Consider the following 21,123-nt stretch of genomic DNA (forward strand, 5'->3'; position numbering starts at 1 on the left):
CCAGACCGCCCACCGGACGCACTCGGGCCCGGCCGCCTGACCCGATCCCCTGACCGGGGCAGGCGGCCGGGCCCGGTTGACTTTCCGGGCCTCCTTGCACCACCCTTTCACTACTTAATTAGTGAAAGGGTGGTCCCGATGGTCGAGTACCGCATCGACCGGCACAGCGGCGTGGCCACCTATGTGCAGATCGTCCAGCAGACCAAACAGGCCCTCCGCCTCGGCCTGCTGGTCCCGGGCGACCGGCTGCCCACGGCGCGCGAGGTGGTCGAGGCCACCGCCATCAACCCCAACACCGTCCTGAAGGCGTACCGGGAGCTGGAGCGGGAGGGCCTGGTGGAGGCGCGGCGCGGGCTCGGCACCTTCGTCCGGCGCGCCCTCGGCAGCGCCCCCGCCGACTCCCCGCTGCGCGCGGAGCTGGCGCAGTGGGCCGGCCGGGCCCGCGCCGCGGGGCTGGACCGGGACGACGTGGCCGCACTCTTCACTGCCGTACTCGACGAGCACTTCCAGGGAGACCCGACATGAGCAGCGACACGGCGTTGAGGGCCGAGGCTCTCGGGAAACGGTTCGGCCGCCGGCGGGGCCGGGAGCCCGGGAAGCGCTGGGCCCTGCGGGACTGCTCGTTCCGGCTGCCCGCCGGGCGCGTGTGCGCCGTCGTCGGTCCCAACGGCGCCGGCAAGTCCACCCTGCTCGCCCTGGCCGCCGGGCTCACCGCCCCGACCGAGGGCGCGGTGAGCGTCCTCGGCACCACACCGGCCGCCGCCCGGCCCCGGGTCGGCTTCGTCGCCCAGGACAAGCCGCTGTACCCGCAGCTCACCGTCGCCGAGACGCTGCGCATGGGCGCCGACCTCAACCCGGGCCGCTGGGACCCGGCCGTCGCCGGGCACGTCGTGGCCGCCGGCGAGCTGGACCCGAAGGCCCGCGTCCGCTCCCTCTCGGGCGGCCAGCGCACCCGGGTCGCGCTCGCCCTGGCCCTCGGCAAGCGGCCCGCGCTGCTCCTGCTGGACGAGCCGATGGCCGACCTCGACCCGCTCGCCCGCCACGAGCTGATGGGCACGCTGATGGCCGAGGCCGCCCAGTACGGCACCACGATCGTGATGTCCTCGCACGTCGTCGCCGAGCTGGAGGAGTCCTGCGACCACCTGCTGCTGGTCGGCGCCGGCCGGATCCGGCTGGCCGGCGACATCGACGAGCTGCGCGCCGCCCACCTGCGGGTGAGCGGCCCGGCGGAGGCCGCCCTGCCAGACCCGCACACCGTGGTGGAGTCCCGGGTCACCGGACGCCAGCTCACCGCCCTGATCCGGCCGGCCGGACCGCTGACCGGCGACTGGCGCACCTCGGCGCCCTCGCTGGAGGAACTGGTCCTGGCCCACTTGCGCAACCCGGGCGCGCCGGGCCTGACCGAGGAGTGTGCCGCATGACCGTCACCGCCCTGCCCTCCCCGGCCGCCGGCCGGCCGCGCACGGTCCGCTGGCTGCTGCGCCTGCACCGCCCCGCCCTGTACGCCTGGGCCGGTCTGGTCGCCGTCCTGGCCGGCGCGCTGCTGTGGCTGGGGGGCCCGCTGACCGACGCCGCCGCGGCGGCCTGGCGGGAGTACGACGCCGGCTGCGCGCGCGGCGGCCCCTGCTCCTACGACCAGGACGCGATCCTGCGCTACAAGGACGTCTACCAGTACACGACCTTCGCCGTCCTGGCCGTCCCGTTCCTGGTCGCCGGCTGGGCGGGCGCGGCCCTGACCGGCCGGGAGCTGGAGAGCGGCACCGCGCGGCTCGCCTGGACCCAGGCCGTCACCCCGGCCCGCTGGCTGGCCGCCCGGCTCGCGGTCCCCGCCGCGCTGGTCACCGCCGGCACCGGGCTGCTGGTGCTGCTGCACCACCGGGCGTGGACGGCGGGCGACGGCCGCATCGAGACCGCCAAGACCTGGTACGACATGCCCACGTTCGTCTCGGGCGGCCCGCTCGTCCTCGGGCTGGCGCTGGCCGGCCTGGTCATCGGCGCCCTCCTCGGGCTGCTCCTCGGCCGTTCGCTGGTCGCGCTCTGCGCCGCGCCGCTCGCCGTGGCCGCCCTGTGGACCGCCGTCCAGACCGGCCTGCCGCACCTGTGGCCGGCCGCCACCCGCGTCGCCGGCCGCCGGACGTTCCCGGAGTACTCCGGCATCAAGGTCGAGGAGGGCGTCGTCACCTCCACCGGCGCCCACGAGACGACCCTGAACTGTCTCACCGACGCCACCACGGCCTGCCGGCGGCTCAACGACCGGCGCGGTGTCACCGGCTTCTACGTCGACTACCACCCCTTCTCCCACTACTGGCCCCTGCACCTGGCGGCGACCGGCCTGCTGCTCGCCCTCACCGCCCTGCTGACCGTGCCGGCCTTCCTGCTGCTGCGGCGCCGCACCACCGGGACGCCGGGCCGTACTCCGCGCCGTACTCCCGGCCTGGAGAAGACCGGCGGCGCGGGAGCCGCCGGATGACCGCGCTCGCCCCCGCCCGTCCGGCCACCCGGCGCGCCGTGCTGCGGCTGCACCGGCCGGCCCTGCTGCTGTGGACCGCGTTCGTCCTGCTCGCGGCCGGCGCGCTGCTCTGGGTCCACCGCTTTGGCGCGCCCCGGGACCGGGCCTGTCTGCGGCCCGGCCACTGGTGCTCCTCCACCGCGCTCACCGACACCACCAACGTCGTCAACGCCCTCGGCGAGGTCCTCTCCTACGCCCCCTGCGCGGTGGCCGCCTGGGCCGGTGCCGCGCTGATCGGCCGCGAGCTGGAGTCCGGCACCGCCCGGCTGGCCTGGACCCAGTCCGTCGGCCCGGCGCGCTGGCTGACCGCGAAGCTGACCACGGCCGCGCTGCCGCTGCTGGCCGGCGCCGCCGTGCTCGCGCTGGTCTTCGGCTCGGTCTGGACCGCCGACCAGGACGTGCTGGTCACCCACTGGAGCTGGGACCGCGTGTTCATCCCGCGCGGCCCGCTGCTGCCCGCGCTCACCCTGTTCGCGCTGGCCGCCGGCACGCTGGCCGGGCTGGCCCTGCGCCGCACGCTCCCGGCGCTGGCCGCCGCCGGCGCCGCCACCCTGGCCCTGCGGCTGGGCCTGCGCCACCTGTGGCGGCCGCTGCGCGGTCCGGGCACCGGCTTCTGGCCGCCGCACCTGGCCGCCACCGGCATGGTGCTGGCCCTCGCCGCGGCCGCCACCGCCGCCGCGTACGCCGTCCTGCGCCACCGCACGGCCTGAGTCCGGGAACACGCCGGTCCGGTACGCCCCGCCCACCCCGGGCGGGACGCGCCGGACCGGCGTTTTCGCACCCGGGAACCCCTTCGGGCCGCCCCCCGCTATCCCGCACGTCATGTCGCCGTAACCATTGATTCAGTCAGGCTTGCGACGCTCGGCCAATGACGCCCGCCGTGCCAGAGCCTTCGCCGCCTCCCGAGGGACCCGTCGCGGGGAACGGGACAGCGCAGCCCCCGCCCGCGCAGCTCCCGCCCGCGCCCCAGGCACCGCGGCTCCCGCCCGCGCGTTCCGACGCGCCCGTGTCACCCCTCGCGCGGAAGAATGGGTTCATGAGCCAGCCAGACACCCAGGCAGCAGAGTCCGAACCGGCACCCGCCGCCGGCCGCGGCGACCAGCCGGCCCCGCAGCCCTCCGTGGGCTCCATCGCCGCGCACCGGCAGCGTGCCGTGGCCGCGGCGGTCTCCGGCCTGGCCCCGGATCTCGACGCCGGCCTCGACGCCTACGAGGAGGACCGGGCCGGCGGCACCGCCCTGCCCCAGGGCCGCTTCCTGGACCGGGAGCGCAGCTGGCTCGCCTTCAACGAGCGGGTCCTGGAGCTGGCCGAGGACCCGGCCACGCCCCTGCTGGAGCGCGCGAACTTCCTCGCCATCTTCGCCAGCAACCTGGACGAGTTCTTCATGGTCCGGGTGGCCGGCCTGAAGCGCCGCATCGCCACCGGCGTCGCCACCCGCTCCGCCTCCGGGCTCCAGCCGCGCGAGGTGCTGGAGATGATCTGGGCCCGCTCCCGCGAGCTGATGGCCCGGCACGCCGCCTGCTACCACGAGGACGTCGCCCCCGCGCTGGCCGAGGAGGGCATCCACCTGGTCCGCTGGTCGGAGCTGACGGAGAAGGAGCAGGCCCGCCTCTTCACGCTGTTCCGGCAGCAGATCTTCCCGGTGCTCACCCCGCTCGCCGTCGACCCCGCGCACCCCTTCCCGTACATCTCCGGGCTCTCGCTGAACCTGGCCGTCGTCGTCCGCAACCCGGTCAGCGGCCACAGGCACTTCGCGCGCGTGAAGGTGCCGCCGCTGCTCTCCCGCTTCCTGGAGGCCTCCCCGGGCCGCTACGTCCCCATCGAGGACGTCATCGCCGCCCCCAACCACCTGGAAGAGCTGTTCCCGGGCATGGAGATCCTGGAGCACCACGCCTTCCGGATCACCCGCAACGAGGACCTGGAGGTCGAGGAGGACGACACCGAGAACCTCCTCCAGGCCCTGGAGAAGGAGCTGCTGCGGCGCCGCTTCGGCCCGCCGGTGCGCCTGGAGGTCGAGGAGTCCATCGACCGCGAGGTGCTGGACCTGCTGGTGCGCGAGCTGAAGATCTCCGAGGCCGAGGTCTATCCGCTGCCCGGCCCGCTGGACCTCACCGGCCTGTTCCGCATCCACGGCCTGGACCGGCCGGAGCTGAAGTACCCGAAGTTCATCGCCGGCACCCACCGCGACCTCGCCGAGGTGGAGTCGGCGTCCGCGCCGGACGTCTTCGCGGCCCTGCGCGCCCGGGACGTGCTCCTGCACCACCCGTACGACAGCTTCTCCACCTCCGTGCAGGCGTTCCTTGAGCAGGCGGCGGCCGACCCGGACGTCCTCGCGATCAAGCAGACCCTGTACCGCACCTCCGGCGACTCCCCCATCGTCGACGCGCTCATCGACGCCGCCGAGTCCGGCAAGCAGGTCCTCGTGCTGGTCGAGATCAAGGCCCGCTTCGACGAGCACGCCAACATCAAGTGGGCGCGCAAGCTGGAGGAGTCCGGCTGTCACGTCGTCTACGGCCTGGTCGGCCTGAAGACGCACTGCAAGCTGTCCCTGGTGGTCCGCCAGGAGGGCGAGACGCTGCGCCGCTACAGCCACGTCGGCACCGGCAACTACCACCCGAAGACGGCCCGGCTGTACGAGGACCTCGGCCTGCTCACCGCGGACCCGCAGGTCGGCGCGGACCTCTCCGACCTCTTCAACCGGCTGTCCGGCTACTCGCGCCGGGAGACCTACCGCCGCCTGCTGGTGGCGCCCAAGTCGCTGCGCGACGGCCTGGTCTCCCGCATCCACAAGGAGATACAGCACCACCGCGCGGGCCGTCCGGCCTTCGTCCGCATCAAGGTCAACTCGATGGTGGACGAGGCGGTGATCGACGCCCTGTACCGCGCGTCCCAGGCGGGCGTGCCGGTGGACGTGTGGGTGCGCGGCATCTGCGCGATACGCCCCGGCGTCACGGGCCTGTCGGAGAACATCCGGGTCCGCTCGATCCTCGGCCGCTTCCTGGAGCACTCCCGGGTGTTCGCCTTCGGCAACGGCGGCGAGCCCGAGGTGTGGTTCGGCAGCGCCGACATGATGCACCGCAACCTCGACCGCCGGATCGAGGCCCTGGTCCGGGTGGTCGACCCCGGCCACCGCGCAGCCCTGAACCGGCTGCTGGACACCGGCATGTCCGACCGCACCGCTTCCTGGCACCTCGGCCCGGACGGCGAGTGGACGCGGCACGCGACCGACGCGGACGGCCAACCCCTGCGCAATGTCCAGGAGATGCTCATAGACGCCCGGAGGCGCCGGCGTGGCACAGCAACACCTTGACCCGACGGACCCCACGGCCGAGGCGTCCCCCGGGCTCCCGGTCCCACCCGAACAGGGAGGTGCCCCTCTCGGCGACGCCCTCGCGGGCTATCTGCGCGGCCAGGCCACCGAGTTCCTGCGCGCCCTGCGCCTGCACCGGGAGACCGGCGGCAACGGCGGCGGCGCGCGTGGCTTCCCGGGCGCGGCCGGCGACGGCGCGCGGGAGTCCGTGGACGCGGCGCGCGCCCTGCGCCGCTCGGCCCGCCGCATCAGCGGCAGCCTGCACACCTTCCGGCCGCTGCTGGATGCCGGCTGGTCCGAGGAGATGCGCCCGGAACTGGCCTGGCTGTCCGGCACGCTGGGCCTGGAGCACGCCTACGAGGCCCGCCTCGAACGGCTGCTGCTGGCGCTGCACCGGCTGTCCGGGGCGACGGCCCTGCCGGTCCGCGCGCCCGACGCCGTGGCCGCGGGCGGCCGGGCCGTGCGGACCGCGCGCGGGGGCGGTGCGGTGCCCGACGGGGCGGGCGGCCCGGCCGGCGCCACGGCGACCACGGAACGCGGCACCCTGACGGTCGGCGCGGCCAAGGCCGGCGCCCTGCTCGAACGCCAGCTCACCCTCGCCCGGACCCGGGCCCACTCCACCGCGCTCCAGGCCCTCGGCTCGGCCCGCTTCCACGCCGTCGCCGACAAGGTGGCCTTACTGGCCAGCGAGGTCCCGCTGACCGCCGCCGCGCCCGGCACCGGCCTGGGCCCGCTGGCCGCCGCGGCCGAGGAGCGCCTCACCGACGCGGTCGCCGCGCTCCCTCTGGTCACCGCCGGGCACCCCTACAACGCCGAGGCGCTGGTGCACGGCCTGTCCCCGGAGCCGTCCCCGCACCCGCAGGACGGCCCCTGGCACCAGGTCCGGCTGCTGCTGCGGCTGTACCGGTACGCCCGCGAGGTGCTGCACGGCGGCGACGCGCCCCTGGACGTACGGCTGCTGACGGCCGGCCAGGCGCTGAACCGGCACCGGGACGCCTCGGAGGCGGCAGCGGCGGCGGCCCAGGCGGCCCGCACGCCCCGGATCACCCCCGCCACCGCCTACGCGCTCGGCGTGCTCCACGCCGACCAGCGGCACGAGGTGGAGGCGGCCCGGTTCGCCTTCCAGCAGTGCTGGCAGAAGCATCCCGTCGGCACGTCCTGGACCCGTGAGGAGGCGGTGTGAACGATCCGGAGGTCCGGGCGGCCGGCTGCGTCCTGTGGCGCCGCACGGACCCGGACGGCATCGAACTGGCCCTCGTCTTCCGGCCCCGGTGGTCCGACTGGTCGTGGCCGAAGGGAAAGCTGGAGGAGGGCGAGACGGCCCGCGCGGCCGCCCTGCGCGAGGTCCGCGAGGAGACCGGGCACGGCTGCCGGCTCGGCCCGGAGCTGCCGGTCTCCCGCTACGTCGACCACGAGGGCCGGGACAAGGAGGTCCGGTACTGGGCGGCCGAGTCGACCGGCGGCGCTTTCCGGCCGAACGCGGAGGTGAGCGAGCTGCTCTGGCTGCCGCCGGACGCGGCGCGCGCACGGCTGACCTACGCCGTGGACAGGGCGCTGATCCCGCCCGCGCTCGCGGCGGCCGGCGCCGCTTCCCGCCCGGCCTGAGACGGGCCTGAGCCCCCCGCGGGCCGGCGGTGCGCCCGTCGGCCCGGCCGGGCCTCACGGGCCGGTCGTATGGCCCTCCGCGTCCGTGCGGGCCTGGCTGCGGGCCCGGCGGGCGGGACCGCGCCAGCCGCAGCTGCACCGGGCCACGCAGAAGCGGCCCTGGTCGGTCGTCGTCGTGCGGTGTTCCTGCCCGGACCGGGCGTGTTCCGGCCCGTCCTGCTGCGCCGAGGTGACTGCCACACCGGGAACGGTACCCAGCCCGCGCGGCGGGTGTGCGCACGGTCTTCGACGCGCTTCCGGCGGCGCGTGACGGCGCCCTCCACCCGTCGTTATCCGGACAGACAGGGGGCCCGTGACGGACACACCGGCTGGGGGTAGGCAGGCGATGGATCGGCGGCAGCACAGACGCGCGGGCGGGACGGCCGCCGCGGTGGGCATCCTGCTCGGCCTCGGGGCGGGCGCCACGGGCTGTTCCGGCAGCGGGGCCGCCGCCGAGGGCGTCCCGGGCGCGGGCGATCCCGTCGCCGTGCTGCACCGGGCCGCCGACGCGCTGCGCAGCGCGGGCAGTTCCAAGGCCACCACCTCCATGGAGATGGCCACCGGCGGTACCCGCGTCACCATCCGCGGCCGGGGCGTCTACGACTACCGGCGCCGCCTCGGCCGGCTCACCGTGCTGCTGCCCGAGGACCCCACGGGCGCCTCGGAACACCGGCCCATCACCGAACTCCTCGCCTCGGGCGCCCTGTTCATGAAGAACCGGGGCGCGGGCGTGCCCGCCGACAAGTGGGTGCGGGTGGACACCGCCACGCTGTCCGACGGCAATCTGGTCACCGGCGGCGCGACCGATCCGTACGCGGCGGCCGAGGTGCTGCGCGGGACCCGCGAGGCGTCCTTCGTCGGCCGCACCGAGGTGGCCGGGACGGCGGTGCGGCACTACCGGGGCACCGCCGACCTGAGCCGTGCGGCGCGGTCCGCCTCGGCCGGGAACAGGGCGGCGCTGGCCGCGGCGGCGAAAGGGTTCGCCGCCGCCGAGGTGCCGTTCGACGTCTATCTGGACGACGCGGGCCGCATCCGCAAGCTGCGGCAGCGCTTCAGCTTCGTCAACGGCCACGCGCAGGCCACCGTGGGGGTCGCCTCCACCCTGCTGCTGTACGACTTCGGGGCCCCGGCCGACATCCGGCTGCCGGCCCCGGCGGACATCTACGCGGGCCGGATCGCCGGGGACGAGCCCGGCTCGGACGGCTGAATCCGGCCAGTGCACTAGTCCGGGACGCCCTCCCGTAAGTAGCCCGTCCGTGCCATGCGCGGTGCGTGGACCGCTGCCTACCCTAGGGAGCGGTGACGGCGGAGAAGAGGTGAGGCGGGTGGCCCGGATCGGCGGCACGACGGTTCAGGACCACGTGGCTCTCGCCGAGATCGAGCTGTGCGGGGAGCTGATCATCGCGGCGTCGGCCGCGGAGGACCGGCTGAGCCTGGAGAGCATCGACGAGGTGCTCCGGGTCGCCGAGGAGCAGGATCCGGCCTGAGGACCGGGCCCGCCCGGCCCCCTTCCGGCCCGTCCGGCGGCTCAGGTGCGCAGCAGCCGGCCGATCGCCTTCGTGGCCTCGTCCACCTTCGCGTCGATCTCGTCGCCGCCCTTGAGGGCCGCGTCCGCGACACAGTGCCGCAGGTGCTCCTCCAGCAGCTGGAGCGCGAAGGACTGCAGGGCCTTGGTGGAGGCGGAGACCTGCGTGAGTATGTCGATGCAGTAGGTGTCCTCGTCCACCATCCGCTGGAGTCCGCGGATCTGCCCCTCGATCCGGCGCAGCCGCTTGAGGTGCTCGTCCTTCTGGTGGTGGTAGCCGTGCGTGGCGCCGGCCTCGGTCGTCGTCGTCATGGCTGGCCTCCGACTCGGGACGAACTACGGACAAACTACGGTCACACTATGGACAAAAGGGACACATACCCCTACTGGGTATATGGTAACGAACTTTGCGGGGTACAGGGCCCTTCGGACGCCCCCGTACTCATCACCGCGCCCGATGGGCGACACTGGGATGCGGCCCGATAGCCGTGGCCGGATGATGCGCCTAGCATCAGCCTGACCGAAACCGAAGCACCCCGAGGACCCCACGTGCGCTTTCGTCTGACCCCCAGGGAGACGAGCTTCTACGACATGTTCGCCGCGTCCGCGGACAACATCGTCACCGGCTCGAAACTCCTGATGGAACTGCTCGGGGCGGACTCCTCCGCCCGGGCCGAGATCGCAGAGCGTATGCGGGCAGCGGAACACGCAGGTGACGACGCCACGCACGCGATCTTCCACCAGTTGAACTCCTCGTTCATCACGCCGTTCGACCGGGAGGACATCTACACCCTCGCCGGCTCCCTGGACGACATCATGGACTTCATGGAGGAGGCCGTCGACCTGGTCGTCCTCTACAACGTCGAGGAACTGCCCAAGGGCGTCGAGCAGCAGATCGAGGTCCTGGCGCGGGCGGCCGAGCTGACCGCGGAGGCCATGCCGAACCTGCGCACCATGGCCAACCTCACCGAGTACTGGATCGAGGTCAACCGGCTGGAGAACCAGGCCGACCAGATCCACCGCAAGCTGCTCGCCCACCTCTTCAACGGCAAGTACGACGCGATCGAGGTGCTGAAGCTGAAGCAGATCGTGGACGTCCTGGAAGAGGCGGCGGACGCGTTCGAGCACGTGGCGAACACGGTGGAGACCATCGCCGTCAAGGAGTCCTGAGGCGTCGATGGACACCTTCGCCCTGATCGTGACCGTCGCGGTCGCGCTCTTCTTCACGTACACGAACGGCTTCCACGACTCCGCGAACGCCATCGCGACGTCGGTGTCGACCCGCGCCCTCACCCCGCGCGCGGCGCTCGCCATGGCGGCCGTGATGAACCTGGCCGGCGCCTTCCTGGGCTCCGGTGTCGCCAAGACGGTCAGCGAGGGGCTGATCGAGACGCCACACGGCTCGACGGGGATGGGCATCCTCTTCGCGGCCCTGGTCGGCGCGATCGTCTGGAACCTCGTCACCTGGTACTTCGGCCTGCCGTCCTCCTCCTCGCACGCCCTGTTCGGCGGCATGGTGGGAGCGGCGCTGGCGGGCGGCACGGACGTGCTCTGGGGCGGTGTCCTGGAGAAGGTCGTCATCCCGATGTTCCTCTCCCCGGTCGTCGGCCTGGTCGTCGGCTATCTGGTCATGACGGCGATCATGTGGCTGTTCCGGCGGTCCAACCCGCACAAGGCCAAGCGCGGCTTCCGCATAGCCCAGACCGTCTCGGCCGCCGGCATGGCCCTGGGCCACGGCCTCCAGGACGCCCAGAAGACGATGGGTGTCGTCGTGCTGGCCCTGGTCATCTCCGGCCACGAGACGTTCGGCGACCCGATCCCGGTCTGGGTGAAGATCGTCTGCGCCATCATGCTGTCCCTGGGCACGTACGCCGGCGGGTGGCGGATCATGCGCACGCTCGGCCGCAAGATCATCGAGCTGGACCCGCCGCAGGGCTTCGCGGCGGAGGCCACGGGCGCGTCGATCATGTTCACGACCGCGTTCATCTTCAAGGCGCCGATCTCCACGACCCATGTCATCACCTCGGCGATCATGGGTGTGGGCGCGACGAAGCGGGTCAACGCCGTCCGCTGGGGCGTGGCCAAGAACATCGTCCTGGGCTGGTTCATCACCATGCCGGCCGCGGGTCTGGTCGCCGCGCTGGCCTTCGGCCTGGTCAAGCTGGTGGCGCTGTAGCACCGGCGCCCCGCCTGGCGCATGCGACGGGCCCGCCCCCGGGAGCCGGGGGCGGGCCCTTCTGCGTCCTCGCGGTGGCACCGCCATGCAGCACCGCGAGGGGTCCGGCACCGCCCCGGCACAGCGGGGCGGCGGCGTCGGTCAGCCGAAGCGGCCGGAGATGTAGTCCTCCGTGGCCTGGACCGACGGGTTGGAGAAGATCCGCTCGGTGTCGTCGATCTCGACGAGCCGGCCCGGCTGTCCCACCGCGGCCAGGTTGAAGAACGCCGTACGGTCCGAGACCCGCGCCGCCTGCTGCATGTTGTGCGTGACGATCACGATCGTGAACCGCTCCTTCAGCTCGCCGATCAGGTCCTCGATGGCGAGCGTGGAGATCGGGTCCAGGGCCGAGCAGGGCTCGTCCATGAGCAGGACCTTCGGCTCGACCGCGATGGCGCGGGCGATGCACAGGCGCTGCTGCTGGCCGCCGGAGAGCCCGGAGCCCGGCTTGTTCAGGCGGTCCTTGACCTCGTTCCAGAGGTTCGCGCCCTTGAGCGACTTCTCGACGATGTCGTTCAGCTCGCTCTTCTTGTGGCTGCCGTTCAGCCGCAGCCCCGCCGCCACGTTGTCGAAGATCGACATCGTCGGGAACGGGTTCGGCCGCTGGAAGACCATGCCCACCTCGCGGCGGACGGACACCGGGTCGACCCCGGCGCCGTACAGGTCGTCGCTGTCGAGCATCACCTTGCCCTCGACGCGCCCGCCGGGGGTGACCTCGTGCATGCGGTTCAGGGTGCGCAGGAACGTCGACTTGCCGCAGCCGGAGGGGCCGATGAACGCCGTCACCGAGCGCGGCTCGACCGTCATCGATATGTCCTCGATCGCCCGGTGGGAGCCGTAGTAGGCGGTCAGGCCGCTCACGTCGATTCGCTTGGCCATGTCTGTTTCACTTCCAAAAGTCCGGTGGGTCTTCACGACCGGCCGTGCGGCGGGAGCCGCACCGGGTCAACGCGGGGCCTTCCAGCGGGCGATCCCGCGGGCCACCAGGTTGAGGATCATCACGAAGGCGATGAGGGTGAGGGACGCGGCCCAGGCGCGGTCGAACGCCGCGTTCTCGCCCGCGCTCTGCGTGAACTGCTGGTAGATGTACAGCGGCAGCGACGCCTGCGCGCCCTCGAACGGGTTGTTGTTGATGAACCGGCTGCCGAACACCAGCAGCAGCACCGGCGCGGTCTCGCCCGCGATCCGGGCGATGGCCAGCATGACGCCGGTGGTGATGCCGCCGAGGGAGGTCGGCAGGACCACCTTCAGGATGGTCCGCCACTTCGGCACGCCCAGCGCCAGCGCGGCCTCGCGCAGCTCGTTCGGGACCAGCTTGAGCATCTCCTCGGTGGAGCGGACCACGACCGGCATCATGAGGATGGCCAGGGCCAGCGAACCGGCGAAGCCGAACGGCTCCAGTTCGAGCATGAGCATCAGGCTGAGGATGAACAGACCGGCGACGATCGACGGGATGCCCGTCATGACGTCGACGAAGAAGGTCACCGCCTGGGCGAGCCGGCCGCGGCCGTACTCCACCAGGTAGATCGCGGTGAGCACGCCGATCGGGGCGCCGATGAGGGTGGCGAGGCCGACCTGCTCCAGGCTGCCGATGATGGCGTGGTAGATGCCGCCGCCGGGCTCGGAGTCGGCGACGACGCCCATGGAGTGGGTGAGGAAGTAGACGTCCAGCACCTTCACGCCGCGCGAGACGGTCGTCCAGACCAGGGAGACCAGCGGGACGACGGCGAGCAGGAAGGCGACCCAGACGAGCGAGGTGGCGACCCGGTCCTTGGCCTGCCGGCGGCCCTCCACCCGGGCGGCGATGCCGTAGGTGCCGAGGATGAACAGGAGCGCGGCGATCAGGCCCCACTGGATCCTGCTGTGCAGGCCGGCGGCGAGGCCGACGCCCACCGCCACGACGACGGACCCGGCGGCGACCGCCCACGGGAACCACTTGGCGAGGGACGCGCCGCGCAGCGATCCGGAGCGCTTGCCGTTGACGGCTGCGGTGCTCATGCGTTGGCCCCCGAGTACTCCTTGCGGCGCGCGATGATCATGCGGGCCGCGCCGTTGACCAGCAGGGTGATGACGAAGAGGACCAGGCCGGAGGCGATCAGCGCGTCCCGGCCCTGCTCGCTGGCCTCGCCGAACTTGCTGGCGATGTTCTGGGCGAAGGTGCCGCCGCCCGGGTCGAGCAGGCTGGCGTGGATGTCGTAGTCCGGGGAGAGCACGGTGGCCACGGCCATCGTCTCGCCGAGCGCGCGGCCGAGACCGAGCATGGAGGCGGAGATCACACCGGAGCGGCCGAAGGGCAGGACGGCCATGCGGACGACCTCCCAGCGGGTGGCGCCGAGGGCCAGGGCGGCCTCCTCGTGCATCCGCGGAACCTGCCGGAACACCTCGCGGCTGACGTTGGTGATGACCGGCAGGATCATGATGGCCAGCAGGATGCCGACGGTGAGCATGGCGCGGGGCGCGCCGCCCTCCCAGCTGAAGATCCCGGTCCAGCCGAGGTAGTCGTTCAGCCAGCCGTACAGGCCCTGGAGGTGCGGGACGAGGATGAGGGCGCCCCACAGGCCGTAGACGATGGACGGTACGGCGGCGAGCAGGTCGATCACGTAGGCGACCGGGCCGCTCAGCCGGCGCGGGGCGTAGTGGGTGAGGAACAGCGCGATCGCGACGGCGACCGGGACCGCGATGACCATGGCGACGACCGAGGAGACGATCGTGCCGAAGACCAGGACCGCGATGCCGAAGTGGGGCGGTATGAGGTTGGGGTTCCACTCGAAGGTGGTCAGGAAGTTGCCGTCGTCCTTGCTGATGGCGAGGCAGGCGCGGTAGGTGAGGAAGACCGCGATCGCGGCCATGATCACCAGCAGCAGGATGCCGGAACCGCGGGTCAGGCCCAGGAAGACGCGGTCACCGGGGCGGGTGGCACCGCGGGCGGCGCGCTTGCGCTCGGCGGTCGCGGGTGGCGGAACGTCGGTTGTCGTCGATATGTCCATCGGGTTCTCCGGTCTGCGGAGCCACCGGCCCGCTGGGGCGGCGGCTCGTGGCGGCGGTGCACCGGACGGTGCGGCCCGGCCGGTGCCGGGCCGCACTCACGGATCAGGTCAGCTCAGGCCCTCGACGGTGGTGCGGACCTTGGCGATGATCTCGGCGGGGATCGGGGCGTAGTCGTTCTGCGCCAGCACCTTCTGGCCGTCCTCGCTGGCGATGTAGCGCAGGAACGCCTTGGTGGCGGGCAGGGTGTCGGACTTGTTGCCCTTGTCGCAGACGATCTCGTAGGTGACCAGGGTGATCGGGTAGGCGCCCTCGGCCTTGGTCTTGTAGTCGAGCTGGAGCGCCAGGTCCTTGCCGGTGCCGATGACCTTGGCCGCGGCGATGTCCGCGGTGGCGCTGTCGGTGGTCGGCTTCACCGGGGCCTTGGCGCCGGTGTCGATGGCGACCGTGTCGATGTCCTTGGCGTAGGACAGCTCGAAGTAGCCGATCGCGCCGGAGTTCTGCTTGACGCCCTGGGCCACGCCGGCGGAGCCGGAGGCCGCCTGGCCGCCCTTGGCCTGCCAGGCCTTGCCGCCGGAGTACTTCCAGTTGTCCGGGGTGGTGGCCAGCAGGTACTTGGTGAAGTTGTCCGTCGTGCCGGAGTCCTCGGAGCGGTGGAACGCCTGGATCTTCAGGTCGGGCAGCTTCGCGCCGGGGTTCAGCTTCTTGATCGCCGGGTCGTTCCAGTTCTTGATCTTGCTGTCGAAGATCTGGGCGATCGTCGGGGCGTCCAGGACCAGGTCGTCCACGCCCGGGACGTTGTAGCCGAGGGCGATCGGGCCGCCGACCATCGGCAGGTCGATGCCCTGGCCGCCGGAGCAGATCTTCTTGGAGGCGGCGACCTCCTCGGGCTTCAGCGCGGAGTCGGAGCCGGCGAACGCGATCTGGCCCTGCGTGAAGGAGGTGACGCCGGCGCCGGACCCGGAGCCCTTGTAGTTGATCTCCACCTTGCAGGCCGGGGAGAACGACTTGACCCAGGCGTCGATCGCGTTCTTCTGCGCGGAGGAGCCGTCCGCGAGCAGCTGGCCCTTGGCGTCGTCGCACTTGATCGAGGCGCCGGCCGCCGCGGACGAGCCGCCCGAGGGCTTGCCGCCGTCTCCGTTGTCGTCGGACCCGCACGCCGTCAGGGCCAGGGCCCCGGTGACGGCGACAGCACCGAGAGAGAGGGCACGCAGCCGGTTCTTGCGCTGAAGCATCACGTTCGGGAGTTCCTTCCAGAAGCCGCCGCTGTCGGCGGCGCGCAGAGGTGAAGTGAGGGCGGAAGTGCGCGAGCGCGTCCAACTCCGCACTCCGCACCGGGTACGGCCGAAATTAGGCAGAACAGGTGAAGCCGCCGATGGCCAGAAATGAACGCAGAGTGAACCCCTGCCATCGGCCCGGTGAGGTCACGGAATGCTCACGGGGAGGGCACACGGAGATACCGGTGCCCGGCGTGTCACGAACACCTGTGCGCCGTTCTTCACCCGCCCGGGGGAACCCCACGGCGCGCGGTGTCGTCTCGTCCCAGGAGAGCCGAGGAAAGGCGACGGACATGCAACGGCGTACGTTCATCTCGGGCGGCGCGGCCGCCCTGGCGACGACCGCACTGACCGCGTGCGGCGCGGGCCCGGACCCCGCGGCCCCGGCGGCACGCCCCGGCACCCCGTCGCGCTCCTCCCTCACGTCCCTGAGCAGCACCGGGACGTCCCTGACGACCACGAGCGCGGTCGCCGCCGCCAACTGGGCGGCCCTCGCCCGCGACCTCGACGGCTCCCTGCTGCGGCCCGGCGACGCCTCCTGGAAGACCGCCCACCAGCTCTACAACACCCGCTTCGACGGCCTGAAGCCGGCCGCGGTCGCCTATGTCGCGCACGCCGCCGACATCCGCACCACCCTGGCGTACGCCCGCGCGCACCGCGTCAAGGTCGCCATCCGCAACGGCGGCCACTCCTACGCGGGCTACTCCTCCGGGAACGACCGGCTGGTCCTGGACGTGTCCCGGCTGAACCGGATACGGGCCGGCGGCGGGCAGGCCGTCGTCGGCGCCGGCGCCAAGCTGATCGACGTCTACCGCGCGCTCGCCGCGAAGGGCGTGACCATACCCGCGGGCTCCTGCCCCACCGTCGGCATCTCCGGCCTGGTCCTCGGCGGCGGCCACGGCGTCGCCTCCCGCGCCTACGGTCTGACCTGCGACAGCCTCACCCAGGCCACCCTGATCACCGCCGACGGCACCCAGGTCACCGCCGACGCCACCCACCACGCCGACCTGTTCTGGGCGCTGCGCGGCGCCGGCAACGGCAACTTCGGCGTCGTCACCGAGCTGCACTTCGCCACCCATGCCGCGCCGCAGGCCGTCACCGCCTATCTCACCTGGCCCTGGTCCAAGGCCGCCAAGGTGCTCAAGGCGTGGCAGGAGTGGGGCCCGTCCCAGCCCGACGAGATCTGGTCCTCCCTGCACCTGTCCTGCTCGCCCGGCCGCACCCCGGCCGTCTCCGTCTCCTGCTTCTCGCTCGGCACCTACCGCGAACTCCAGAACGCCGTGGACCGCCTCGCCCACCTGGCCGGCGCCGACGCCGCCTCGGTCTCGCTGCGCCGCCGCGGCTACGAGGAGGCCATGGAGGTCTACGCCGGCTGCTCCTCCCTCGCCACCGACGCCCAGTGCCATCTGCCCGGCTCCACCCCGGGCCGCTCCCCGCAGGGCAGGCTCGGCCGCGAGACGTACGCGGCCCGCTCCGACTTCTTCGACCGCTCGCTGTCCGCGGCCGGCATCCAGACCGTGCTGCGGCAGGTCGCCGCGGTGCGCGGCGGCGCCGGCAGCGTCGCGTTCACGGCCCTCGGCGGCGCGGTCAACCGGGTCGCGCCGACCGCCACGGCGTTCGTCCACCGCCGGTCCCGGATGCTGGCCCAGTACCTCGTCTCCTGGGGCGCCGGCGCCTCCGGCTCCACCGCCCGGACCTGGCTGGACTCGGCCCACACCGCGATGCGGCCCCACGCCTCGGGCGCCGCCTACCAGAACTACACCGACCCGTCCCTGAAGGACTGGAAGAAGGCGTACTACGGGGACGCGGCGGCCCGGCTGGCCAAGGTGAAGCAGACGTACGACCCGCAGCGCTTCTTCTCCTACGCGCAGGGCCTGTAGCCCGCGGCGCACGGAAAACCGGCCGGGGCGGCGTGCGCCCCGGCCGGTGTCAGGCCGTCACGCGGCCAGGTCCCGCTCCTCGTTCTCCACGGGCGTGCGGGTGCCGGGCAGCAGGGCGTCCGGGCCGGTGCCGGCCGCCGGCCGGCGCCGCACCAGCCGGCCGAGGCGCGGGGAGCGCTCCACGGCCCGCACCAGCGGGGTGAGCAGGGCCATGGCCGGCGGGGACAGCAGCAGCACGACCGCCGTGCCCAGCGCGAAACCGCCGACGACGTCCGTCGGATAGTGCACGCCCATGTAGACCCGGCAGAACCCCTCCAGCAGGGCCAGGCCGATGCCGGCGAGGCCGAAGCGGCGGTGGGCGACGAAGAGGCCCACGCCGAGCGCCATGGTGAGCGTCGCGTGGTCGCTGACGAAGGAGAAGTCGTTCTTCCCGGAGACCAGGACGTCCAGGCCCTCGTGGTCCACGAACGGGCGGGGACGCTCCACGAAACCGCGTATCGGGACGTTCACGAGGACGGCGAGACCGGCCGCGAGCGGCGCCCACACCAGCGCGGCCACCGAGGACACCGCGTCCTCGCCGCCCCGGCGCCGCACGGTCCACCAGCACCACAGGATCAGCAGCACCAGGGCGAGCAGCAGTCCGTACTCGCCGACGAACTCCATGACCCGGTCGAACCCGTGCGGGGCGTCCTTGGCCAGGCCGTTGATGTCGTAGAGCAGGTCGACGTCGGGGTTGGATCCGGATTCGGCGAGTACAGCCATGGTGCTGCGGCCCCTTCGTCGTTCGTCCGGACGCACCGGGTGTGCGTCGCTCCAGCTCCCCGTGGTTCGTAGATCCGCTTCCGCTGCACTGCCGCACTGACGTCCGCTCGGCTACGTCAACAGGAACGCACAGCCCCCGCGAATACGTTCCACTCTCCACTGAATGATCACGCAGACGTTATCGAAGAGAGACTCGTCCTCGCAGCTCAGGGGGCGGCTTCACGTTCGGTTCACACCGTCGTGGGGAGCGCGTTCGCCCCGTCCTCTGTTACCCGCGTGGCGCCGAAGTAGTCGGGGGTGTCGATCGGGTCGAAGCGGATCACGGCGCCGGTGCGCGGGGCGTCGATCATGTATCCGCCGCCGACGTAGATCCCCACGTGCCGGATGGCCCGCGAGTCGGTGAGGTCGTCGGAGAAGAAGACCAGGTCACCGGGGAGCAGTTGGTCCCGCGACGGGTGCGGTCCGGCGTTGTACTGGTCGTTGGCCACGCGCGGCAGGGTGATGCCGACCTTCTGGTACGACGCCTTGGTCAGGCCCGAGCAGTCGAACCGTCCGCCCTGGGCCGCGGTGCCCTCGCCGCCCCACAGGTACGGCGTGCCGAGCCGGCTCTGCGCGAAGGCGATGGCGCCGGCGGCCTGCCGGCTGGGGTCGAGCCGGCTGACCGGCGCGGCGAAGCTCTCCTCCAGGCTGCGGATGCGCTTGACGTAGTTGCGCGTCTCGCTGATGGCCGGCACCCCGCCCGACCGGATGACGCGGTAGGCGCCCGCGTTGTAGGCGGCGAGCATGTTGTCGGAGACGTCCCCCGGCACGTCCTTCACGTACTTGGCCAGTTCGCAGTCGTAGGAGGCCGCCGACGGGATGGCGTCGCCGGGGTCCCAGATGTCCCGCTTGCCGTCCCCGTTGCCGTCGATGCCGTGCGTCGCCCAGGTGCTCGGGATGAACTGGGCGATCCCGCGGGCGTCGGCCGGGCTGACGACGGTCGGGTTCCACCCGCTCTCCTGGTAGAGCTGGGCGGCGAGCAGCGCGGGGCTGAGCGCCGGGCACAGGTTGCCCCACTGCTGCACCAGCGACTTGTAGGCGGCCGGCACGGCGCCCTTCGCCAGCCCCCGGCCTCCCGAGGTCACCCCGTTGACCAGGTTCCCGGCCACGACGTACACCCCGACGACGAGCAGCATGACGAAGCTCAGCCCGGCGCCCGCCACGGCACCGCCGACCACCCACGTCTTCCGCACCGTCAACCGCCCCTCGCCACCGGCCCGTCCGTCCGTCCGTCCGTCCGTCCGTCCGCAGCAGTGTAGAAGCGGACGGCCCGCGGCACGAGGACATCGCCGGAGGAGACCGCAGGCGACGGTCCGTCAAGAACCGTTCCCGGCCACCGCCTCCTGGTACAGCCGCGCCGCCTCCCCGCCCAGCACCACGCTGTAGGAGACGTCGGCGGTGGCGCCGCCCCGCTCGTGGCCGCCGAGCACGCCGACGACCTGGCCGTCGCCGTTCACCCAGGGGCTGCCGCTGGTACCGCCGGTGAAGCCGGGACAGTCGACGCGCTGCTGCGTACGGCTGTACGGCGACGGCTTGTCGGTGCAGGTGACGGGCGTCTCGCGGACGCGCGGATAGCCGGTGACGGTCACCGCCGTGGCCCCGGTGGCCACGCCGGGCGTGAACCGGCCGGCCCCGACCACGTCCTCCAGCCGCCTGCCGTCCCGCCCGGCGACGGCGGCGAAGGCGACATCGCTGTCCTCGTCCTGCTCCCGGGTCCACCCGGCGGGCAGGAACCGCCGCGTCACCCGCCAGAGCCCGTACGGCGCCCGCCCGTCCCGGTATCCCGGCACGAAGACCAGGCCGGCGCCGCCGTCGTCCACGCAGTGCGCGGCGGTGACGATCAGGTCGCCGCGCGGGCTGTGCACCACCGACGCGGTGCAGAAGTGCCCGCCGTCCGGCCGGCCCGCCCGGTCGGCGGCGAACAGCGCGCCCACCCGGGCGGCCGGCCGGTCCGCGGCGGCGTCGGCGGTGGCCCCGAGCGGTCCCGTCCCGCCGTCGGCGGCGGCCACGGAGGACGAGGTGAGCGCGAGCAGCACCACGGCACCGAGCAGGGCGGGCCGCGAGGTGGGCGAGAGGCGTGAGAGGCGCTTCATGGCTCCCACTCATGCCCGCGAAGCCGCGGAACCCGCTCGGGACTCCCCTGAATTTTTCCTGTGAATCCGTGCGACCGCGCCGGAGCGGTCCGTCCCCGCGGCCCGTTCCCCCCGCCTGACCACCCGTGAGAACATCGGACCGGGGCCTCACCCGACCGGCCGTCACACAGTGCGCGGGCCGTAAAGGGGGTCAACGACCGGACCACACCACAGGTTCCGGTCTGACCTCATTGCCCGGCGTGACCTGCCGTGATACACAGAGTGACCATAGGTGCCATGCGGAGGAAACCCGCCAGTCAATGACGTCAAGTCGACATACGTTGGCGGCGTTGTCGGCGACAATGAGGCCTGACCTCTGCACACCGCAGGGGACTCGCGGAACTACCCACCAGGGGCGGTGACTTACATGCTCTTTGCGGCCGACAAGGGAGACATCAACACCATCATCGGCGGGATCGCTCCGGACTGGGGCCCCTTCGGCAGCCTGGGCAACGAAGCCAAGGTGATGATCGAGGTGGTCATGGCCGTGGCCATCCTGCTCTGCCTCGGACTCGCGGTGTGGGGCGCGGCCAAGCAGCGCATCGGTGCCACCGCCCTGCGGGACACGTTCAGCGCGGAGCAGGGCAAGGGCCTGATCATCGCCGGCCTCACCGGGGTCTTCATCATCGGCTCCCTCGGCACCCTGTTCACCATCGTGTACGGCATGGCGGTGTAGCCCCGCCCCTCCCGGGCACGCCCGGCCACGGCTGTCCCCTCCACCCCACCCATCCGTCGTGCCCACCGGCTGAGGTTGCGTCTCCCTGATGTCGAGTCACCACACCGCGCCCGCGCGGGAACCAGCACGGCTACCGTCGTATGTCTACGAGGTGGAGGGGGCGTACGCG

At 72.7% G+C, this 21,123-nt stretch carries 22 protein-coding genes; 13 read left to right on the forward strand and 9 right to left on the reverse strand.

The window, feature by feature from the left end; all coding sequences use genetic code 11:
* Positions 1–138 precede the first annotated feature (138 nt).
* From ACH4OA_RS11290 to ACH4OA_RS11320, 7 genes are all read left to right on the forward strand, one after another.
* Positions 139–525, forward strand: a complete 387-nt coding sequence (locus ACH4OA_RS11290) for a GntR family transcriptional regulator (RefSeq protein ID WP_397968724.1) — start codon at positions 139–141, stop codon at positions 523–525.
* Positions 522–1,421 (forward strand): ABC transporter ATP-binding protein, encoded by a 900-nt coding sequence (locus ACH4OA_RS11295; protein ID WP_397942465.1) that lies wholly within the window; start codon positions 522–524, stop codon positions 1,419–1,421. The genes ACH4OA_RS11290 and ACH4OA_RS11295 overlap by 4 nt, the downstream gene beginning before the upstream one ends.
* The gene (locus ACH4OA_RS11300) at positions 1,418–2,470 is read left to right on the forward strand and encodes an ABC transporter permease (protein WP_397968726.1); all 1,053 of its coding nucleotides are present in this window, start codon (positions 1,418–1,420) and stop codon (positions 2,468–2,470) included. Before ACH4OA_RS11295 ends, ACH4OA_RS11300 begins: the two co-directional genes overlap by 4 nt.
* Positions 2,467–3,219, forward strand: coding sequence for a hypothetical protein (locus ACH4OA_RS11305; RefSeq protein WP_397968728.1), 753 nt, complete (start codon positions 2,467–2,469; stop codon positions 3,217–3,219). The genes ACH4OA_RS11300 and ACH4OA_RS11305 overlap by 4 nt, the downstream gene beginning before the upstream one ends.
* Before the next feature lie 326 nt (positions 3,220–3,545).
* Positions 3,546–5,819, forward strand: coding sequence for an RNA degradosome polyphosphate kinase (locus ACH4OA_RS11310; protein WP_397968730.1), 2,274 nt, complete (start codon positions 3,546–3,548; stop codon positions 5,817–5,819).
* Entirely contained in the window at positions 5,800–7,002 is a 1,203-nt protein-coding gene (locus tag ACH4OA_RS11315; RefSeq protein ID WP_397968731.1) for a CHAD domain-containing protein, read from the forward strand. The genes ACH4OA_RS11310 and ACH4OA_RS11315 overlap by 20 nt, the downstream gene beginning before the upstream one ends.
* Positions 6,999–7,424, forward strand: a complete 426-nt coding sequence (locus tag ACH4OA_RS11320) for an NUDIX hydrolase (RefSeq protein ID WP_397942457.1) — start codon at positions 6,999–7,001, stop codon at positions 7,422–7,424. The genes ACH4OA_RS11315 and ACH4OA_RS11320 overlap by 4 nt, the downstream gene beginning before the upstream one ends.
* A gap of 54 nt (positions 7,425–7,478) precedes the next feature.
* On the opposite strand, the gene ACH4OA_RS11325 is transcribed toward ACH4OA_RS11320, so the two are convergent.
* Positions 7,479–7,664, reverse strand: a complete 186-nt coding sequence (locus ACH4OA_RS11325) for a hypothetical protein (RefSeq protein ID WP_365873049.1) — start codon at positions 7,662–7,664, stop codon at positions 7,479–7,481.
* Between the two features lie 145 nt (positions 7,665–7,809).
* On the opposite strand from ACH4OA_RS11325, the gene ACH4OA_RS11330 reads away from it, so the two are divergent.
* Positions 7,810–8,670: a hypothetical protein gene (locus tag ACH4OA_RS11330; RefSeq protein WP_365873051.1), complete on the forward strand. Its 861-nt coding sequence runs from the start codon at positions 7,810–7,812 to the stop codon at positions 8,668–8,670.
* Positions 8,671–8,788: 118 nt separating this feature from the next.
* Positions 8,789–8,950, forward strand: coding sequence for a hypothetical protein (locus ACH4OA_RS11335; RefSeq protein ID WP_397968763.1), 162 nt, complete (start codon positions 8,789–8,791; stop codon positions 8,948–8,950).
* A gap of 41 nt (positions 8,951–8,991) precedes the next feature.
* Here the strand turns inward: ACH4OA_RS11335 and ACH4OA_RS11340 are convergent, their stop codons facing one another.
* Complete coding sequence (locus ACH4OA_RS11340) at positions 8,992–9,300, reverse strand: metal-sensitive transcriptional regulator (RefSeq protein ID WP_225824687.1); 309 nt, start codon at positions 9,298–9,300, stop codon at positions 8,992–8,994.
* A gap of 237 nt (positions 9,301–9,537) precedes the next feature.
* Between ACH4OA_RS11340 and ACH4OA_RS11345 the strand changes: the two genes are divergently transcribed.
* Positions 9,538–10,158: a DUF47 domain-containing protein gene (locus ACH4OA_RS11345; RefSeq protein ID WP_397942455.1), complete on the forward strand. Its 621-nt coding sequence runs from the start codon at positions 9,538–9,540 to the stop codon at positions 10,156–10,158.
* Between the two features lie 7 nt (positions 10,159–10,165).
* Positions 10,166–11,164, forward strand: a complete 999-nt coding sequence (locus ACH4OA_RS11350; protein WP_397968732.1) for an anion permease — start codon at positions 10,166–10,168, stop codon at positions 11,162–11,164.
* A 141-nt stretch (positions 11,165–11,305) separates the two neighbouring features.
* Here ACH4OA_RS11350 and pstB read toward each other — a convergent pair whose 3' ends face one another.
* From pstB to pstS, 4 genes are all read right to left on the reverse strand, one after another.
* Positions 11,306–12,082, reverse strand: coding sequence for a phosphate ABC transporter ATP-binding protein PstB (gene pstB / locus ACH4OA_RS11355; RefSeq protein ID WP_365873058.1), 777 nt, complete (start codon positions 12,080–12,082; stop codon positions 11,306–11,308).
* A gap of 66 nt (positions 12,083–12,148) precedes the next feature.
* Positions 12,149–13,201 carry a phosphate ABC transporter permease PstA gene (pstA, locus tag ACH4OA_RS11360; protein ID WP_397968734.1) on the reverse strand — a complete coding sequence of 351 codons (1,053 nt, stop codon included), beginning with the start codon at positions 13,199–13,201 and terminating at the stop codon, positions 12,149–12,151.
* A complete protein-coding gene (pstC, locus tag ACH4OA_RS11365) occupies positions 13,198–14,190 on the reverse strand; it encodes a phosphate ABC transporter permease subunit PstC (protein WP_397948962.1) in 993 nt (330 codons plus the stop codon). Before pstC ends, pstA begins: the two co-directional genes overlap by 4 nt.
* A gap of 108 nt (positions 14,191–14,298) precedes the next feature.
* Positions 14,299–15,426 (reverse strand): phosphate ABC transporter substrate-binding protein PstS, encoded by a 1,128-nt coding sequence (gene pstS / locus ACH4OA_RS11370; protein ID WP_397942446.1) that lies wholly within the window; start codon positions 15,424–15,426, stop codon positions 14,299–14,301.
* A 332-nt stretch (positions 15,427–15,758) separates the two neighbouring features.
* Between pstS and ACH4OA_RS11375 the strand changes: the two genes are divergently transcribed.
* Positions 15,759–17,345: an FAD-binding oxidoreductase gene (locus ACH4OA_RS11375; RefSeq protein ID WP_397968736.1), complete on the forward strand. Its 1,587-nt coding sequence runs from the start codon at positions 15,759–15,761 to the stop codon at positions 17,343–17,345.
* Positions 17,346–17,402: 57 nt separating this feature from the next.
* Here the strand turns inward: ACH4OA_RS11375 and ACH4OA_RS11380 are convergent, their stop codons facing one another.
* The 3 genes from ACH4OA_RS11380 to ACH4OA_RS11390 form a co-directional block, all read right to left on the reverse strand.
* On the reverse strand, positions 17,403–18,107 hold the full coding sequence (locus tag ACH4OA_RS11380; RefSeq protein WP_397968738.1) for a phosphatase PAP2 family protein: 705 nt from the start codon (positions 18,105–18,107) through the stop codon (positions 17,403–17,405).
* Positions 18,108–18,337: 230 nt separating this feature from the next.
* Positions 18,338–19,345, reverse strand: coding sequence for a bifunctional lytic transglycosylase/C40 family peptidase (locus ACH4OA_RS11385; RefSeq protein ID WP_365873068.1), 1,008 nt, complete (start codon positions 19,343–19,345; stop codon positions 18,338–18,340).
* Positions 19,346–19,462: 117 nt separating this feature from the next.
* Positions 19,463–20,239, reverse strand: coding sequence for a trypsin-like serine peptidase (locus ACH4OA_RS11390; protein ID WP_397968739.1), 777 nt, complete (start codon positions 20,237–20,239; stop codon positions 19,463–19,465).
* A gap of 406 nt (positions 20,240–20,645) precedes the next feature.
* Here ACH4OA_RS11390 and ACH4OA_RS11395 point away from each other — a divergent pair, with 406 nt between their 5' ends.
* Positions 20,646–20,954 carry a hypothetical protein gene (locus ACH4OA_RS11395; protein ID WP_016436843.1) on the forward strand — a complete coding sequence of 103 codons (309 nt, stop codon included), beginning with the start codon at positions 20,646–20,648 and terminating at the stop codon, positions 20,952–20,954.
* Positions 20,955–21,123: the final 169 nt, after the last annotated feature.

This window comes from Streptomyces sp. NPDC017095, assembly GCF_044332325.1.
Taxonomy (GTDB): domain Bacteria; phylum Actinomycetota; class Actinomycetes; order Streptomycetales; family Streptomycetaceae; genus Streptomyces.

Coding starts and splice junctions, on each gene's coding strand:
- ACH4OA_RS11290 (WP_397968724.1), top strand. CDS start 139: ATGGTCGAGTACCGCATCGACCGGCACAGCGGCGTGGCCACCTATGTG.
- ACH4OA_RS11295 (WP_397942465.1), top strand. CDS start 522: ATGAGCAGCGACACGGCGTTGAGGGCCGAGGCTCTCGGGAAACGGTTC.
- ACH4OA_RS11300 (WP_397968726.1), top strand. CDS start 1,418: ATGACCGTCACCGCCCTGCCCTCCCCGGCCGCCGGCCGGCCGCGCACG.
- ACH4OA_RS11305 (WP_397968728.1), top strand. CDS start 2,467: ATGACCGCGCTCGCCCCCGCCCGTCCGGCCACCCGGCGCGCCGTGCTG.
- ACH4OA_RS11310 (WP_397968730.1), top strand. CDS start 3,546: ATGAGCCAGCCAGACACCCAGGCAGCAGAGTCCGAACCGGCACCCGCC.
- ACH4OA_RS11330 (WP_365873051.1), top strand. CDS start 7,810: ATGGATCGGCGGCAGCACAGACGCGCGGGCGGGACGGCCGCCGCGGTG.
- ACH4OA_RS11340 (WP_225824687.1), bottom strand. CDS start 9,300: ATGACGACGACGACCGAGGCCGGCGCCACGCACGGCTACCACCACCAG.
- ACH4OA_RS11350 (WP_397968732.1), top strand. CDS start 10,166: ATGGACACCTTCGCCCTGATCGTGACCGTCGCGGTCGCGCTCTTCTTC.
- pstB (WP_365873058.1), bottom strand. CDS start 12,082: ATGGCCAAGCGAATCGACGTGAGCGGCCTGACCGCCTACTACGGCTCC.
- pstA (WP_397968734.1), bottom strand. CDS start 13,201: ATGAGCACCGCAGCCGTCAACGGCAAGCGCTCCGGATCGCTGCGCGGC.
- pstC (WP_397948962.1), bottom strand. CDS start 14,190: ATGGACATATCGACGACAACCGACGTTCCGCCACCCGCGACCGCCGAG.
- ACH4OA_RS11375 (WP_397968736.1), top strand. CDS start 15,759: ATGCAACGGCGTACGTTCATCTCGGGCGGCGCGGCCGCCCTGGCGACG.
- ACH4OA_RS11380 (WP_397968738.1), bottom strand. CDS start 18,107: ATGGCTGTACTCGCCGAATCCGGATCCAACCCCGACGTCGACCTGCTC.
- ACH4OA_RS11390 (WP_397968739.1), bottom strand. CDS start 20,239: ATGAAGCGCCTCTCACGCCTCTCGCCCACCTCGCGGCCCGCCCTGCTC.
- ACH4OA_RS11395 (WP_016436843.1), top strand. CDS start 20,646: ATGCTCTTTGCGGCCGACAAGGGAGACATCAACACCATCATCGGCGGG.